Source organism: Pseudomonas alvandae (genome assembly GCF_019141525.1).
Taxonomy (GTDB): Bacteria; Pseudomonadota; Gammaproteobacteria; order Pseudomonadales; family Pseudomonadaceae; genus Aquipseudomonas; species Aquipseudomonas alvandae.
The window spans coordinates 3,027,199-3,043,433 of record NZ_CP077080.1 but is presented as its reverse complement, the minus strand read 5'-3'; the positions used below and the strand labels follow the sequence as shown (position 1 = coordinate 3,043,433).

Sequence of the window (16,235 nt, the reverse complement as noted above, 5' to 3'; positions counted from 1 at the left end):
GGGCTTTTTTTGTTTATCGCCCAAGGCCCGCTGTGGAAACGCCCTTTGTGGGAGCGAGCTTGCTCGCGATAGCAGTGTGTCAGTCAATATCTACCTCGCTGATCCGACGCCATCGCGAGCAAGCTCGCTCCCACAGGTTCATGACTGCTGTTACAAGGTTTGACTCAAGCCGCCGCCTGACCGAAGCTTGCGACATTTCGCGCTTCTGGTTATGGATTACCTGCATGCCTTCGTCTCGCCGCTATGTGCTTTTCAGTCTTGCCGTTGTATTGGCGATCGGTCTCGTCGCGATATGGCTGCGCAGCACCACACCGCAGATCCCCGAGGCCATCAAGCGCGGCTACAGCGAAGCCCTGGAACACGCCCGCAATGGCCAGCCTGGTGCCGCGCGAATGTTGTATCAGCAATTGGGACGGCCGGACTTGTCGCCCAAGCGCCGTGTCCGGCTGCACGCGGAACTGTCCAACTACCCAAGCCCCCAGGCGTTGAAACTGGCCCAGGCGGATCTGCAAAGCGAATCGCCGGACGTGCGCCGCGCGGCCATCGGCAGCATCGTCGGACTGGTGCCAAACGCCCAGCGCAGCCTGTTGCTAGGCCCGCTCCTGGATGACAACGAGCCGGACGTCCGATTCGCCGCCGTGAACGCATTGCTGGGCCTGTCGCCCGACGAACTGGGCCTGTATTTCGGGGCGATGCAGATCGCCGTCGATACTTGGAAGCAGGTATTGAACGACGATCCACCCTCCCCCGAATCCCTCTATCAGCTCGCCCGGCTGTATGCGCACAACGCCGAGCTGAAAAAAGCCCAGCAGGCGCTGGAACAGGTGCTGAAGTTACAACCGGGCAACCTGCCGGCGCTGGTCATGCAGGTCGACGTGCTGGACAAACAAGGCCAGGGGGAAGCTGCACGTCGATTGCTCGCCCGGGAGTTGCAAACCCAACCCGCATCGGCTTACCTGCAACATGCGCTGGGGATGTGGCTGTTGCAGCACGGCCAGAGTGAATATGCAGTGCTAGGCTTGGCGAAGGCCGTGGAACTGGAACCTGACAACAGGCAATATCGCTACGACTTGGCGACCACCCTGCACGCCGAGCAGGAAGTGGAAGCCGCGCAGAAACAACTGCAGGAAATCGTCCAGCGCAACCCCGCCGACCGCAACGCGCGGGTGTTGCTGATCAATTATTGGAAGGAAACCGGTCAGTTGCAGCACGTCCAGGTCCTGTTGGCCCAGCTGGAACAATTGAACCCTGATGACCCGGCGATACAGCAGGGTTTATAGCCAAGGAAGCGCGCTCGGAAAGTTGTGCAGCAGTACACGTTCTGTCAAAGAAAGCGGAACCGCCATCACTGTCAAAGGTCAAGTGTTCAGGCAGTTTCATTTCAGGCGCTCCCCCGCCTGCTGCCCACTTCCCTAGTCATGAGAGGGTTATTTTTGACTACATCTAACGAGTTGATCAGCGCAAAAGCCGCCACCGGTATCGAAGGACTGGACGATGTTCTTTCCGGTGGTTTGTCCCGAGGCCACGTGTTCCTCCTTGAGGGAGAACCGGGCACTGGCAAGACCACGGTCGCGTTGCACTTCCTGCTGGCCGGCGCCGAAGCCGGCGAGCGCTCGTTGTACATCACGCTGTCGGAAACCGAGCGTGAATTGCGCCAGGGCGCAGCCTCCCACGGTTGGACGTTGGATGAAAATATCCACATTTTCGAGCTGACCCCACCCGAGAGCCTGCTCAACGCCGAACACCAGCAAAGCCTGCTGTACTCCTCGGACCTGGAGCTGGGAGAAGCGACCCGGCAGATCTTCGAAGTGGTCGAGCGATTCAAGCCGACTCGAGTCGTGCTGGACAGCCTCTCGGAGATCCGTCTCCTGGCGCAAAGCTCCCTGCGCTATCGCCGACAGATCCTCGCGATCAAGCATTACTTCGTGCGCTACGACGCTACCGTGCTCCTGCTCGATGACCTGACCACCGAGTCCCTCGACAAGACCGTGCACAGCGTGGCTCACGGTGTCATCCGCCTCGAAGAACTGACCCCGAACTACGGTGCCGAACGACGCCGACTCCGGGTGGTGAAATACCGCGGGCAGAAATACCGGGGCGGCTACCATGACTTCACGATCATGGGCGACGGCGTGCATGTCTTCCCTCGCCTGGTGGCCGCCGAACATCGAGGCCAATACGTTCGCCAACAACTCTCCAGCGGCATCGCGGAAATGGACGCCCTCTTGGGTGGCGGTATCGAGACCGGCTCAAGCACGCTGATCCTGGGCCCGGCCGGTACCGGCAAATCATTGATTTCCCTTATCTTCGCGGCGGCGGCAGTACATCGCGGCGAAAAAGCCGCGCTGTTCATTTTCGATGAAGAGCTGGGTTTGCTGTTCGAGCGGATGAAGAATATCGGCATCGACCTGCTGGAGCTGCAAAAGACCGGCAACTTGCTGATCGAGCAAGTCGACGCCGCCGAGCTGTCTCCCGGTGAGTTCTCCCATCGGGTACGGCGTTGCGTCAATGACGCGAACATCAAGACCGTCGTCATCGACAGCATCAACGGCTACCAGGCCGCCATGCCGGAAGAAAACGCCCTGGTCCTGCACATGCATGAGCTGCTGCTTTACCTGAACCGCAAGGGCGCGGCGACGTTCATGACGGTTGCGCAGCACGGGTTGGTAGGCGACATGCAGGCGCCGGTGGATATCACCTACCTGGCCGACACCGTCATCCTGTTGCGCTACTTCGAGGCGCTGGGCAAGGTTCGCCGAGCGGTTTCCATCATCAAGAAACGGACCGGCAGCCATGAATCGACGATTCGTGAATACCGCATCAGCAAGCTGGGGATGACCATTGGCGAGCCGCTGGAAGCATTCCAGGGTGTATTGCGTGGAGTACCGACTTATATGGGAGCGGATAATCCGCTGCTCGAGGATGATTCCCAGTGACGTCGGCCGAACCCTTGTTCGAGCGGGCGCTGATTCTCGCGCCGCTGGGACGGGACAGCCAGATTGCCCTGATGATTCTCAAGGAAGCCGGTTTCGGCGGCCTTGTCTGCAGTCACTTGGGGCATTTGTGTGAGGAATTGGAGCACGGCGCAGGCCTGCTGGTGATTTCCTCGGAGGCCCTGGTCGGGCCGGACCTGGAAACCCTGTTCCAGTACATCGAACAGCAACCGGCCTGGTCCGACCTGCCCATCGTCCTGCTGACGCATCATGGCGGACCGGAGCAAAACCCGGTGGCACGCATCGGCACCCAGTTGGGCAACGTGACGTTCCTGGAACGGCCCTTCCACCCGGTGACGCTGGTCAGCCTGGTCACCACGGCCTTGCGCGGGCGTCGAAGGCAATATGACGCACGGGACCGCCTGATCGACCTCAGCAACAGTGAGCTGCGCCTGCAGAACACCCTTGAAACCCTTGAGCAGCAAGTCGAGGAGCGCACCGCCCAATTGCGTCACAACGAGGAAGCCTTGCGCCAATCGCAGAAAATGGAAGCGGTCGGCCAGCTCACCGGCGGCATCGCCCATGACTTCAACAACATGCTCACCGGCATCATCGGCAGCCTCGAACTGCTGCGCCGGCGCCTGGCCCGCGGTCGCACCGAAGACCTCGACAGCCTGATCGACCTGGGCGTGACATCGGCGAATCGGGCGGCCGGCCTGACCCACCGACTGCTGGCATTCTCCCGGCGGCAATCGCTGGACTCCAAGGCCGTGCAGATGAATACCCTGGTGCTGTCCATGGGCGAGCTGCTGCAACGCAGCCTCAATGAGAGCATCGGCCTGGAAATGCGCCTGGACGAACAACTCTGGATCGCCGAGGCCGACCCCAATCAACTGGAAAGCGCCCTGCTCAACCTGGTCCTCAACGCCCGCGACGCCATGCCCGACGGCGGCAAACTGGTGGTGCAGACCTTCAATCAATACCTGGACACCGGCTTCACCGACGCCTACACCAACCTGGAGCCCGGTGACTACGTCGTGCTGAGCGTGCAGGACAGCGGTTGCGGCATGCCCGAAGCGGTGATCAATCGTGCATTCGACCCGTTCTTCACCACCAAACCCATCGGCCAGGGCACCGGGCTGGGGCTGTCGATGATCTATGGTTTCAGCAAACAGTCACGCGGCCACGTGACCATCGACAGTGAGGTCGGCAAAGGCACGACTGTGAACCTTTACCTGCCGCGCTTCATTGGCGAGGAGATAGACGAACCGCTGGTCCACGCCCAACAGGCGCCTTATGCGCAAGATGGCGAAACGGTGCTGATCGTCGAAGACGATCCGGCGGTGCGTGTCCTGGTCAGCGCGGTGCTGAGCGAGTTGGGCTACGCCTTCGTCGAAGCCGGCGATGCCAACGGCGCGATGCCGATCCTGCAGTCTAGCCAGCGCATCGACCTGCTGATCAGCGACGTGGGCTTGCCTGGCATGAATGGCCGGCAACTGGCGGAAATCGGCCGCCAGATCCGCCCCGATCTCAAGGTGCTGTTCATCACCGGTTACGCTGAACACGCGGCGGTGCGCGGTGGCTTCCTGGATTCGGGCATGCAGATGATCACCAAGCCGTTTACGTTTGATCTGCTGACGGCGAAGGTGCGGGAGATGATCAAGGTTTGAGGCCGGCCGGGCTCTTTGATGATCGCGTCCCCCCCTGTGGGAGCGAGCCTGCTCGCGAAGGCGATGGAACAGTCGATAATGATGTTGGATGTGCTGGCCTCTTCGCGAGCAAGCTTGCTCCCACAGGGAATCTGGTCCACATCAGTGCTGTGGCTGCTGGAAATCCAGTGTGGAAGCGGACTTGCTTTGCTTTTGATCTTGATCTTGATCTTGGCGCCCCGTAAAACCACGCTGGCCGAACGCAGGCCTTGTGGAGTGGGCATCCCGGCATGGATGCCGGGATAGCCGCGCAGGGCCATGGATGGCCCATCGCGGCGGGCCCACGGAGCAAGGCCGGAGTGAGGGCATGCCGAGCCTAGGCGAGGCACCGAGTGGTGGGGCAATATACGGATCACCCACATGGGTTACAAAAAAGTGCACTCACATAGGTAACACCCGGAGTGTCACGTAGCCATCAATGGCATCTCTTACATCAATCCGTCCAAGGATGATTGGACCGAAGATAACATCCCAGATCCCGTCCTCTATTTGCTCCAGTCCAATGGTCTGGTGCTTGAGCACATAGCCGACGTAGATCCTTACACCACGACGATTGACGATGCCCGAGCAGTCCGCTTGGAGGCTATCGATATGGCTCGGGTAGGTCATCTCGGGAAGCTTCTCGGGATATTGGCGGGACGAAGGCTCATAGCAGGACGCGGGTGTCTTCTGATTAAGAGCCTCGTGCAAACGCTCATAGTTGTAATGTTGCCTGAAACGATCAAAGTGCCGTTGTTGAGCCTCCCACGCTACTGCAGGGGGTGACGGAAGAGTGCTTTTCAACGTTCGATGCATACGTTCATGTCGGCCATTTTGCTCCGGCCTGCCGGGGGCGATCCGCTCGGGAATGATCCCTAGACGCAACCACCAGATGGACAACTGGGAAAGGCCCGCACGCCCTTTGCTCGCAAACGGAACACCATTGTCGGTACGAATGCGCTCCGGCAGACCATGTTCACGAAACACCTGAGTAAACACCGCCTGGGTTTCCTGGAAATTGGTGCTAGCCATGCTGTGGCAAGCGAGCAAGAAACGACTGGCATGGTCCATGATCGTCAATGGATAGCACCAGACGCCCGCACCTGTCAGGAATTGGCCTTTGTAATCGGCGCTGAATAGCTGGTTGGGAGCCTCTGCTTTCTGCAGTGGTTTGGGATAAACCGCCACTCGTTGACGCAATCGGCGTGGTTTGACCAGCTCAGCTTTCTTTAGGATGTTGTAGATCGACGTCTTTGATGGCGGCGCCTGGTCAGGAAAACGCTCGAGCAAAGCCGCCTGAATTTTCTTGGGGCCAGGCTCTGTCTCACCCCGACCGCGTAACTCAATGATCGCCTCACGGACAGCCAGCGGCACTACCCATTCCTGGGTAAGCCGACGACGGCTATGTTCTTCCAGTCCGGCGGGCCCTTCCCTCTCATACCGCTCGACCCATTTATAGCCAGTCTTGCGGCTGATCTCGTAGGCTTGGCAAAGCGCACTGAAGCTGGGCGGGCCTTTGATGAAGTCCGCAATGAACAGCAGTTTCAGGTCCATAGGTTTCAGCTCTCGCCATGGCATGGTCAGATCCTCGAAAACCGACCCTGCCAGTTAAAAACTGTTACCTATGTGAGTGAACTGATTTGTAACCCATGTGGGTGAGTCATACCGCAAAGCCTTTTTGGTTACTTTTTTGGCGTCTGAAAAAAGTGACCCGCCGTAAGGGCGGAACCGCCAGCGGCCGTTACCGCAGAAACAGATATGTACTCAATCAGCTGTTACCGCAGAAATGGCTATACGCAACCCGCACCAAAAGAACTAAGACAACATCCCCTGCATAATGCCCTGCAACACATCCAAATCAAACGGCTTGTCCAAAATCGGCGCCTTGCGCGTAATCGGACTGTCAGTCTCACGCACTTCCTGCGCATAACCACTGATGAAAATAACCTTCAAGTCCGGACGCAACCTCACCGCAGGCTCAGCAATCTGCACCCCGGAAATGCCACCGGGCAAGCGGAAGTCAGTGATCATCATGTCCAGATGAGGCTTGCTCGCCAGGATCTCGAACGCCTGCTCACCGTTTTCGGCTTGCAACACCCGATAACCCTCGCCGGACAAGTAGGCCGACAGCACCATCAGGATCGATGGGTCATCCTCGACGATCAGTACAACGTCTTGCGCATCTTCACTCATGAGAAGCCTTTGTTGGATCAATAGCTGCTGATACGACCTTGGGGTCGCTCAGAGGTTGCGTCCGTTCGCCAGTTTTCTGAAAAGGCAGACAAACGCGGAATAACGCCCCTTCGTTGAGGCGACTATTGACCGTGATGATACCGCCGTGGGCGGTGACGATCTGCTCGGAGATGAACAGCCCCAACCCCAGGCCCGTCGCGGCAGCCTTGGAGGACACCCGTTCGAATTGCTGGAAAATGCGCGCCTGATTCTCTTCGCTGATGCCGATGCCATGGTCCTGGACTTCGACGCAGGCATGATCGGGCGTCTGGTAGACCCGCACCTCGATCGGACTCTTGCTGCCATAGCGCAACGCGTTGGTCAAAAGGTTCGAAACCACCTGCTCGATGCGAAACTCATCCCAATGCCCTTCCACCGATGATTCGGCGGTACAGGTCACCGTGCATTCGGCGGCGGCGATCTGCGGCTGGAAGTTATGCAGCAGGTTCTGCACCAGCGCCGTCAAGTTGAAGCGAGTCGGACGGATGGACAGCTTGCCGGTGCGAATCCGCGACACGTCCAGCATGTCTTCGATCAAGCGGATCAGGCTCTTGATCTGGCGCTCGTCACGCTCGACCATCGCCTTCACCTTGTCCAGGGTGAACGCCGCGGCGTTGTCCCGGGCCAGGTGCATCTTGCGCAACTGCGTTTCCAGGATCAGCCCGTTGAGCGGCGTACGCACCTCATGGGCGACGATCGACATGAAGTCGTCACGCATGCGCACCGCCTGTTCGAGCTCGCTGCGGGTGGCTTGCAGTTGCTGAAGCAGTTGCTCCTGCTCCCGACGGCTCTGCTCGAGGGCAATCACCTGCTCCTTCATCGCCTTGCGCTGGCGATAAAGCTCGACGAATACGTTGACCTTGCTTTTGACCGCATGGTTGTCCAGTGGCTTGTGCAGGAAATCCACCGCGCCATTCTCGTAGCCAGTGAAGGCGTAGTTGCGCTCGCGGCCGGCGGCGCTGACGAAGATGATCGGGATACTGCGGGTCTTTTCCGTGCCGCGCATCAGCTCGGCCAGTTCGAAACCGTTCATGCCCGGCATCTGTACGTCGATGATTGCCAGGGCAAAATCATGTTGCAACAGCAGGGACAATGCTTCGTCCGCCGACAACGCTTTATAGACCTGACGGTCGTCGCGTTTGATCAACGCTTCCAGGGCCAACAGATTCTCAGGCAGATCATCGACGATCAGCAGTTTGGCTTGAATATCTCTTGGCATATGATTCATTCCAGGCCGGCCAGCAATTGGCCGATGCCCTGCAAAGTGAGGATGTGGTCGGGCTCGTGCAAGGTAAGTGCCGCTTCGGGCATGGTTGGGACCTGCGCCTCCTCCGGGTCCTGGACAACCGTGATGCCACCCAGCGCCTTGACCTTGGCCAGGCCCCGTGCACCATCGCTATTGGCACCGGTCAGCACGACTGCCAGCAAATGACCGCCATAGACATCGGCGGCCGACTCGAACAACACATCAATGGAGGGGCGAGAGTGGTGCACCGGTTCTTCCAGGCTCAAGGACAGGCTACGGTCAGCCTCGATCGACAGGTGATAACCGGGCGTCGCAACGTATAAGGTTCCGGGCACGATGTCCTGTTTGTCCCGGGCTTCCTCCACCGGTACCGCGAGGCGATGACCGAATACTTGGGCCAGTTGGCTATGACGCTCGTCCGGCAGATGCAACACCACCAGGATTGGCAAGCTGAACCCTGGGCGCAATCGGCTGAACACTTTCAGCAGCGCTTCGACGCCGCCGGCAGACGCGCCGACGACAATGGCCTCGATCGCGGGCCTGGACCTGTCCGTCATTGATTTCATAACTTGCGATAGATCCGTTCCTGTTTGACCAACGGTTCAAATTGCTTGCCAAACACCGAAAAATCCAGCGTTTCCTTGCTGCCCAACACCAGGAAACCACGATGGCAGAGGGATTCGTGGAACAAGCCGAAGGCACGATCTTGCAGTTTTTTATTGAAATATATCAATACGTTACGACAGGAAATTAACTGTGTTTCCGAGAAAACGCTATCGGTCGCCAGGCTGTGGTCGGCAAACGTCACGTTCTGGCACAAGGTTTTATCGAACATGGCGTAATCGTAGGCGGCAGTGTAGTAATCGGCAAATGACTGCCGGCCTCCCGCCCGCTGATAGTTTTGCGTGTAGGCCCTGACGTTTTCCAAGGAGAAAATGCCTTGCTTGGCCTTTTCCAACGACCGCGGATTGATGTCCGTCGCGTAGATGAGCGTGCGCTCCAGCAGCCCCTCCTCGCGCAGCAGGATCGCCATGGAGTAGACCTCTTCCCCAGTGCTGCAGCCGGCGATCCAGATCTTGATCGAGGGATAGGTCTTGAGCAGCGGCACCACTTCCTCGCGGATCGCCAGGAAATGCGAGGGGTCGCGGAACATCTCGCTGACGGGGATCGTCAGCAATTGCAGCAATTGCATGAAGGCCCCCGGATCATGCAGCACCCGCTCCTGCAGCGCCGAGATGGTCTTGCAATCGAACTGGCTCAACGCATGCAGGACCCGGCGCTTGATGGAAGCGCCGGAGTAATCACGGAAGTCGTAGCTGTACTTCAGGTAGATCGCTTCGATCAACAGACGAAGTTCAATGTCAGTGTTACGTTCCACTAAATTCTTTCCATATTCGGCAACCACACGCGAATCAGTGAAAACAGGCGATCCAGGTCGATCGGCTTGGCCAGGTAATCGTTGGAGCCGGCCGCCAGGCACCGCTCCTGGTCATCTTTCATGGCCTTGGCCGTCACCGCGATGATGGGCAGTTTCTGCCAGCGTGGGTCCTTGCGGATCAGCGTGGTGGCTTCAAAGCCATCCATCTCGGGCATCATCACGTCCATCAGCACCAGGTCGATGTCCTCGACTTCATTCAGGCGTTCGATCGCCTCGTAGCCGTTACGACCGATGACCACGATCGCGCCTTTCGCCTCCAGGGCGCTGGTCAGGGCAAAGATGTTGCGCACATCGTCATCCACCAACAGCACCTTGCGGCCTTCGAAAACCTTGTCGCGGCTGCGGGCAGTCTGAAGCATCCGCTGCCGTTCATGTGACAGCCTGGATTCGACTTTGTGCAGAAAGAGTGTCACTTCGTCCAGCAGGCGCTCCGGCGAACGTGCGCCCTTGATGATGATCGAGCGCGAATACTTGCGCAGCTCGGCTTCTTCATCGCGCGTCAGGTTGCGCCCGGTGTAGACGATCACGGGCGGGAACGAACAGATCTCTTCGCTGGACATGCGCTTGAGCAGATCGTTACCGAGCATGTCTGGCAGCTTGAGGTCGATGATCATGCAGTCATAGACGTTGTCGCGCAGCAGATCCAGGGCTTGCTGGGCGAGGCCGACGGCGGTGATCTCGATGTCTTCGTCGCCGATCAGGCGAGTAATGCTGTCGCGCTGCAGGTCGTCGTCTTCCACCAGCAGCACCCGCTTGACCTTCTGGGTCAGCTTGGCCTCCAGGCGCGCGAACACGTCCTTGAGCTCCTCGCGGGTGGTCGGCTTGACCGCGTAACCGATGGCGCCCATGTGCATTGCGGCTTCGACGCGGTCCTCGACGGAAATGACATGCACAGGGATGTGCCGGGTGGCAGCCTGTTCCTTGAGGCGTTGCAGCACCGTCAGCCCGGAGTGGTCCGGCAGCCGCATGTCCAGCAGGATCGCGTCGGGGCTGAGCCGTGAGGCCAGGTCAAACCCTTCGTCGGCACCGTGGGCCACCAGGCATTGATAGCCAAGTTCATGGGCCAGGTCGAACAGGATCCGGGCAAACTTGGGCTCGTCTTCGATGACTAGGATGCAACGGCTGTCGAAAGGCGCCTTCTCGCGGTCATCAGCGAATTGCGGGACAGGCGCCTCCACCTCGGCGACCAACGGCGCCAGCGCGAGTGCGGGCGCCTGGACCGGTGTCGGCGACGCTGCCGGCGGGCTGAACGTCATCGGCGCGATAGGGTTGTCCCCGGGTTCAACGTAGCGCCCAGGCATTGCCAGCGTGAACTCACTGCCCTGCCCTGGCGCGCTGGTCACCGAGATGGAACCGCCCAGCAACGTCGCCAGGTCCCGGGAAATCGACAGCCCCAGCCCCGTGCCGCCGTAACGGCGATTGGTGGTGCCGTCGGCCTGGCGGAACGCCTCGAAGATGCTCTGCTGCTGGTCGGCGGCGATACCAATCCCCGAGTCGCGGACCATGAACGCGATGCCGCCACCCGGCTGGCCCGCCACGTTGAGCCGGACAGAGCCGTGTTCGGTGAACTTCACCGCATTCGACAATAGGTTCTTGAGCACCTGTTCCAGGCGCTGGCGATCGGTGTACAGCATCGCCGGCGCATCGGGCTGCACCTGCACGTCGAAGTCCAGGCCTTTCTCCCTCGCCAACGGCGTGAACAGATCGCGCAGCCCTTCCACCAGGCGCGCAACGCCGGTGTTTTCCGGGCGCACCTCCAGCTTCCCGGCCTCGACCTTGGAGATATCGAGAATGTCGTTGATCAGATTCAGCAGGTCATTGCCGGCGGAGTAGATCGACTCAGCGAACTTGACCTGCTCTTCGCTGAGGTTCTTGTGGGGGTTTTCCGCCAGCAACTTGGACAAGATCAACGAGCTGTTCAGCGGGGTGCGCAGTTCATGGGACATGTTGGCCAGGAACTCGGACTTGTACTTGCTCGAACGCTGCAGCTCTTCGGCGCGCTCCTGCAACTGGATCTGGGCCAGGTTCAGCTCGCTGTTCTTCTGATCCATGGCGTCGCGCTGTTCGGCCAACTGCTCGTTGGTCTGTTCCAACTCCTGTTGCTGGGCTTCCAGGTGCGCCTGGGATTCCTTGAGGATGCGCGACTGCTCTTCCAATTCCTCGTTCGCGGTCTTGAGCTCTTCCTGCTGCACTTGCAGCTCTTCGTTCAACTGCTGGGTCTCGGCCAACACTTCTTGCAGGCGCTGGCGATAACGAGCCGCTTCGATGGACGTGCCAATGTTGCCGGCCACCAGCTCCAGCAGTTCGATGTCCCGCTCGGTCAAGGGCCGCAGGAAACCCAACTCGACGACGCCGTTGATGCGGTCGTCGTCACGGGTCGGCACCACCAGCACGCAGTTGGGTCGTCCCTTGCCGAGCCCGGAACTGACTTTCAGGTAGTCGCCCGGGACATCATCAAGACGAATGACGCGGCCTTGCCGCACGGCCTGTCCGACGATGCCTTCGCCGTCGATGATGACCTGTTGCTGCTCGTCATCCTCCCGGGACATGCCGTAGGTAGCGACGCGCCGGAGGACGCCGTTTTCTTCTCGCGCATAAAGTGCCGCGACCACGGTGTCCAGGTATTGCGCGCAGAACTGCAGGATGTTGCGGCCGAGCAGGTTCAGGGTCAGTTGCCCCAGGACCTGCTCGGCCAACTGAGTCTGCCCGTTGCGCAGCCACGCTTGTTTTTCCAGGTGGGCGGCGCTCTGCTGCTGGACCTGGAGGGTCGCGCTATAGCTGCGCGACAGGTTCAACAGGTCCCGGCGACCAACGTAGGCCAATAGCCCACTGACGGCCACGACAAACAGCAAGTACAGCGAGATACTCCAGACCGTCGTGGTGCGCACTTGCTCGTTGCGCTGTGCGCGCAGTTGCTGTTCGGTTTCGACGACGTCCTCGAAGGTCTTGCGTATCTCGTCGGTCAATCGCTTGCCGCGCCCGGCCTTTACAGCGCCTCGGTAATCACCGCTGCTGCGTTGCAGATCGATCATGCTCTGGGCGTAGTTGCCCCATTCCACCTGGAGCGCCTGGATCTTGTGCAGACGGTCAGTCTGCACGGGATTGTCGGCTGTCAATTCCAACAATGTATCCAGTGCCACCGCGATGCGCGGCTTGGCCACCTCGTAGGGATCGAGAAAGTGCTCGTCGCCGCTCAACAAATAGCCGCGCATGCCGGTTTCAAGGTCCACGCTCAGCTTCATGGCGTCGTTGACGTTGTTGAGGACCCGATCGGTGTGCCCGACCCACTGGATCACCGACAGCAGGTACGTGATCAACGCAATGAAAAACACGGCGCTGAGGGCGCCCATGCCCAGGGGCAGGCTGATATTGCGGCTCAGGAGCTTGCGAAAACTGTGCTCGTCGACCGAAGACGAAAGAGGCATTGGAAATGGCCCTGGTGAATAGTTGAAAACCGTGGAGTTTGCCCAAAAACACGGGTTGGATCCACACTTCCGACAAGTCCAGGACGCAAATCCCCAGGACGTTAGCCTGGGTCTCAAGGATGCGACTATCCTTGTCAGCTCTTGTACTATAGATCCTTTCTTGTACAAGTTCGGGAACTTGTGCCGCCTCGCGACTTACTCATGCATACGGCCGGTTCTTTGCCACGCCCTCCCGATTCCATCTTCCGAGAAGTCTATTATGTCCGTCCCCGCTCCTGTCACCCCTCCCACCATTCTGGTAGTCGAAGACGACAGTATCGTGCGCATGTTGATTGTCGATGTGCTGGAAGAGCTGGAATACAAGGTGTTGGAGGCAGAAGGTTGCGAAGAGGCGCTGGCGCTGTTGAAAGATACGGACCGTTCCATCGATCTGATGATGACCGACGTCAACATGCCGATCATGGACGGTCGTGAACTTGCAAAAGAAGCACGCAGCGTACGCCCCGGCCTTCCTATCCTGTTCGCCAGCGGCTACGCCGAAAGCATCGACGTGCCGGAAGGCATGAACGTGATTGGCAAACCGTTCTCCATTGATCAATTGCGCGACAAGGTCAAAAGGATTCTTTCTTGAGCCCAGGCGCATTCTTGGTCACTATCGGCGCCCCGCGCGCCGACTGCGCCTGAAACGCTCCAAGGATTACCCGCCATGCCTCACCCCACCACCAAAGTCCTGGTTATCGGCTATGTCTGGCCCGAGCCACGCTCATCGGCGGCGGGTGGGCATGTCATGCAACTGCTGGAAGCCTTTGTCGGACAAGGCTGGGACATCACCTTCAGCAGCCCCGCCAAGCCCGGTGAAAACCGCGCCGACCTGATCGGCCTGGGCATCCGGGAAGTACCGATCGAGCTCAACAACAGCAGTTTCGACGCTTTCATCAACGAGCTGGCGCCAGATATCGTCCTGTTCGATCAGTTCATGATGGAAGAACAGTTTGGCTGGCGGGTGGAAAAACACTGCCCCGACGCCCTGCGAGTGCTGGAAACATCGGACTTGCAGAGCCTGCGTCATGCCCGGCATCAGCGCCTGAAGGATCGCTTGAAAGTCGACGAGGCCTGCCAGGATTTCCGCGATCTGTTCGCCCCGGCCCTGCGCGAGGAGTTCGAGCTGATGGCCGACACTGACATGGCCAAGCGTGAGATCGCCGCCCTGTTGCGTTGCGACTTGAACCTGATGGTTTCCGAATTCGAGATCGATTTGCTGGTTGAACACTTCAAGGTGCCCCGCGAGTTGCTGCTCTGGTGTCCGTTAATGCTGGACCTGCCCACCGAACCGTTCGTGCCCTTCGATGATCGGGCGCATTTCCTCAGCATCGGCAATTTCCGCCACGCACCGAACTGGGACGCCGTGCTCTGGATGAAAAACGCAGTGTGGCCATTGATTCGCCAACGGTTGCCCGGCGCCCAGCTGCATCTCTACGGCGCCTACACGCCGCCCAAGGCCGCAGCGCTGCACAACCCGACCCAGGGCTTTCATATCATGAACTGGGCCGAGGATGCCTTGCAGGTCATGTCCGCGGCGCGTATCTGCCTGGCGCCGCTGCGTTTCGGCGCCGGCATCAAGGGCAAGCTGATCGAAGCCATGCTCTGCGGCACACCCAGCGTCACCACGCCCATCGGCGCCGAAGCCATGCATGGCGCAATGCCCTGGCCCGGTGAGATCGCACAGAGCGCCGAGGACATCGCCAACGCCGCCGTGCAGTTGTATACCGACCCGGCCCGCTGGGCCCATGCCCAAGAGGCAGGGCTGGCCTTGCTGGCCGAGCGTTTCCGTCGGCAGGTCCACGCTCCTGCGCTGATCGACAGCCTCAACGCCTGCCGCGCCGACCTGGCACGACGCCGCCGGGACAACTTCCTCGGCAGCATGCTGCGCCACCATCAGCACAAGAGCACCCAGTACATGTCCCAATGGATCGAGGAAAAGAACCGCAACAGCTGAGCCAGCCTTCGTTCGCCAGGGCTGGAACCCGGACGGCGAAGGGGGCATTATCCAGCGGCGATAACAACAAAAGCGCCAGGCACATGACCCGCACAGCCAGAGTCACCGACCCTTCCTACGAGTTGATGGACGATCATAACGGCCTGTCCATCATCTACCGCCAGCACGGTTTCCCCTGCCCGCTGGTACGCTGGCATTTCCACAAGGAATACGAGCTGCACCTGATCGTCGCGAGTTCGGGCAAGGTCTTCATCGGCGATTACATCGGCAACTTTTCCCCGCAGTCGCTGTTCCTCACCGGCCCCAACCTGCCCCACAACTGGATCAGCCAGGTGGAGGAGGATGAAGTGGTGCCCAAGCGTGACATGCTGGTGAATTTCACCGATGAGCTGTTCGAAAGCGGCAACCAGGTATTTGCCGAACTCAAGACCCTGGCGCCGCTGCTGGAACGGGCTCAATACGGCATCGAGTTCCGCTGCAAGCGCACAGTCCGCCAGGCGATGATACTTATGCAGCGCATTGCCGATTCCCAGGGCATGAGCCGACTGGGCTATTTTTTCATCCTCATGGAATTGCTGGCGAGCTGCGACGACTACCAATTGCTTTCAGGCGCCACCTCCACGCAGGCGGCGGACGAGCACAGCATTGACCGTACCAACCGCGCGGTGGATTACATTTTCGCCCACTACGCCCGCGAATTGCCCCTGGAGGAAGTGGCCGAGCACCTGGGCATGAAACCCACCTATTTCAGCCGGGTTTTCAAGCAAGCCACCGGGCGCTGCTTCATCGAGTTCGTCAATCGCCTGCGCATCAGCAAATCCTGCGAGCTGCTGGCCGATGGCGACAAACCGGTGACGGACGTGTGCTTTGAATCGGGTTTCAACAATATTTCCAATTTCAACCGGCGCTTCCAGCAACTCAAGGGCATGACCCCTTCTCATTACCGGCGGCTGGCGGTGCAACGGTTGACCGAGCAGAACCAGGGCTGAACACCCTGGGACAGCTCCCGTGGCGAGGGGATTTAGCGAAACGTCGCACCGCCCCGCTGGGCTGCGCAGCAGCCCCATGTATGTCTGCCAGTGCGTTGTATCAGACAGGACTCGGGGGCCGCTTCGCGCCCCAGCGGGGATAAATCCCCTCGCCACAAATGAATCCCATCAGCCCAGCAGTGCAAAAAAGTATCAGTAAAAGTGTGACGGATGATTTGTCACACCGTTCATTGAGGGCTGTAATCAGCGCACATTCTTCCACTCATCCGGAAGACACAAAAACAATAA

General features: G+C 59.5%; 12 protein-coding genes. 6 read left to right on the top strand and 6 right to left on the bottom strand.

The window, feature by feature from the left end; all coding sequences use genetic code 11:
• The first annotated feature begins 224 nt into the window (after nucleotides 1-224).
• From KSS97_RS13635 to KSS97_RS13625, 3 genes are all read left to right on the top strand, one after another.
• Nucleotides 225-1,280, top strand: a complete 1,056-nt coding sequence (locus KSS97_RS13635) for a tetratricopeptide repeat protein (RefSeq protein WP_030138661.1) — start codon at nucleotides 225-227, stop codon at nucleotides 1,278-1,280.
• 153 nt (nucleotides 1,281-1,433) lie between these two features.
• Nucleotides 1,434-2,936, top strand: a complete 1,503-nt coding sequence (locus KSS97_RS13630; protein ID WP_030138660.1) for an ATPase domain-containing protein — start codon at nucleotides 1,434-1,436, stop codon at nucleotides 2,934-2,936.
• Nucleotides 2,933-4,603, top strand: coding sequence for a response regulator (locus tag KSS97_RS13625; protein WP_217861883.1), 1,671 nt, complete (start codon nucleotides 2,933-2,935; stop codon nucleotides 4,601-4,603). Before KSS97_RS13630 ends, KSS97_RS13625 begins: the two co-directional genes overlap by 4 nt.
• A 420-nt stretch (nucleotides 4,604-5,023) precedes the next feature.
• Here KSS97_RS13625 and KSS97_RS13620 read toward each other — a convergent pair whose 3' ends face one another.
• The 6 genes from KSS97_RS13620 to KSS97_RS13595 form a co-directional block, all read right to left on the bottom strand.
• Complete coding sequence (locus KSS97_RS13620) at nucleotides 5,024-6,199, bottom strand: integrase core domain-containing protein (protein ID WP_030138557.1); 1,176 nt, start codon at nucleotides 6,197-6,199, stop codon at nucleotides 5,024-5,026.
• A gap of 237 nt (nucleotides 6,200-6,436) precedes the next feature.
• Nucleotides 6,437-6,814: a response regulator gene (locus KSS97_RS13615; protein WP_030142671.1), complete on the bottom strand. Its 378-nt coding sequence runs from the start codon at nucleotides 6,812-6,814 to the stop codon at nucleotides 6,437-6,439.
• Nucleotides 6,807-8,072 carry a hybrid sensor histidine kinase/response regulator gene (locus tag KSS97_RS13610; protein ID WP_198796943.1) on the bottom strand — a complete coding sequence of 422 codons (1,266 nt, stop codon included), beginning with the start codon at nucleotides 8,070-8,072 and terminating at the stop codon, nucleotides 6,807-6,809. Before KSS97_RS13610 ends, KSS97_RS13615 begins: the two co-directional genes overlap by 8 nt.
• 5 nt (nucleotides 8,073-8,077) lie before the next feature.
• Nucleotides 8,078-8,665 carry a chemotaxis protein CheB gene (locus tag KSS97_RS13605; protein WP_030142673.1) on the bottom strand — a complete coding sequence of 196 codons (588 nt, stop codon included), beginning with the start codon at nucleotides 8,663-8,665 and terminating at the stop codon, nucleotides 8,078-8,080.
• Nucleotides 8,662-9,477: a CheR family methyltransferase gene (locus KSS97_RS13600; RefSeq protein ID WP_030142674.1), complete on the bottom strand. Its 816-nt coding sequence runs from the start codon at nucleotides 9,475-9,477 to the stop codon at nucleotides 8,662-8,664. Before KSS97_RS13600 ends, KSS97_RS13605 begins: the two co-directional genes overlap by 4 nt.
• Entirely contained in the window at nucleotides 9,477-12,962 is a 3,486-nt protein-coding gene (locus KSS97_RS13595) for a response regulator (RefSeq protein WP_217861882.1), read from the bottom strand. Before KSS97_RS13595 ends, KSS97_RS13600 begins: the two co-directional genes overlap by 1 nt.
• A 259-nt stretch (nucleotides 12,963-13,221) precedes the next feature.
• Between KSS97_RS13595 and KSS97_RS13590 the strand changes: the two genes are divergently transcribed.
• The 3 genes from KSS97_RS13590 (at nucleotide 13,222) to KSS97_RS13580 (ending at nucleotide 15,947) form a co-directional block, all read left to right on the top strand.
• Complete coding sequence (locus tag KSS97_RS13590; protein WP_030142676.1) at nucleotides 13,222-13,593, top strand: response regulator; 372 nt, start codon at nucleotides 13,222-13,224, stop codon at nucleotides 13,591-13,593.
• Nucleotides 13,594-13,668: 75 nt separating this feature from the next.
• Complete coding sequence (locus tag KSS97_RS13585) at nucleotides 13,669-14,958, top strand: glycosyltransferase family 4 protein (protein WP_030142677.1); 1,290 nt, start codon at nucleotides 13,669-13,671, stop codon at nucleotides 14,956-14,958.
• An 83-nt stretch (nucleotides 14,959-15,041) separates the two neighbouring features.
• The gene (locus KSS97_RS13580; protein WP_030142678.1) at nucleotides 15,042-15,947 is read left to right on the top strand and encodes an AraC family transcriptional regulator; all 906 of its coding nucleotides are present in this window, start codon (nucleotides 15,042-15,044) and stop codon (nucleotides 15,945-15,947) included.
• Nucleotides 15,948-16,235: the final 288 nt, after the last annotated feature.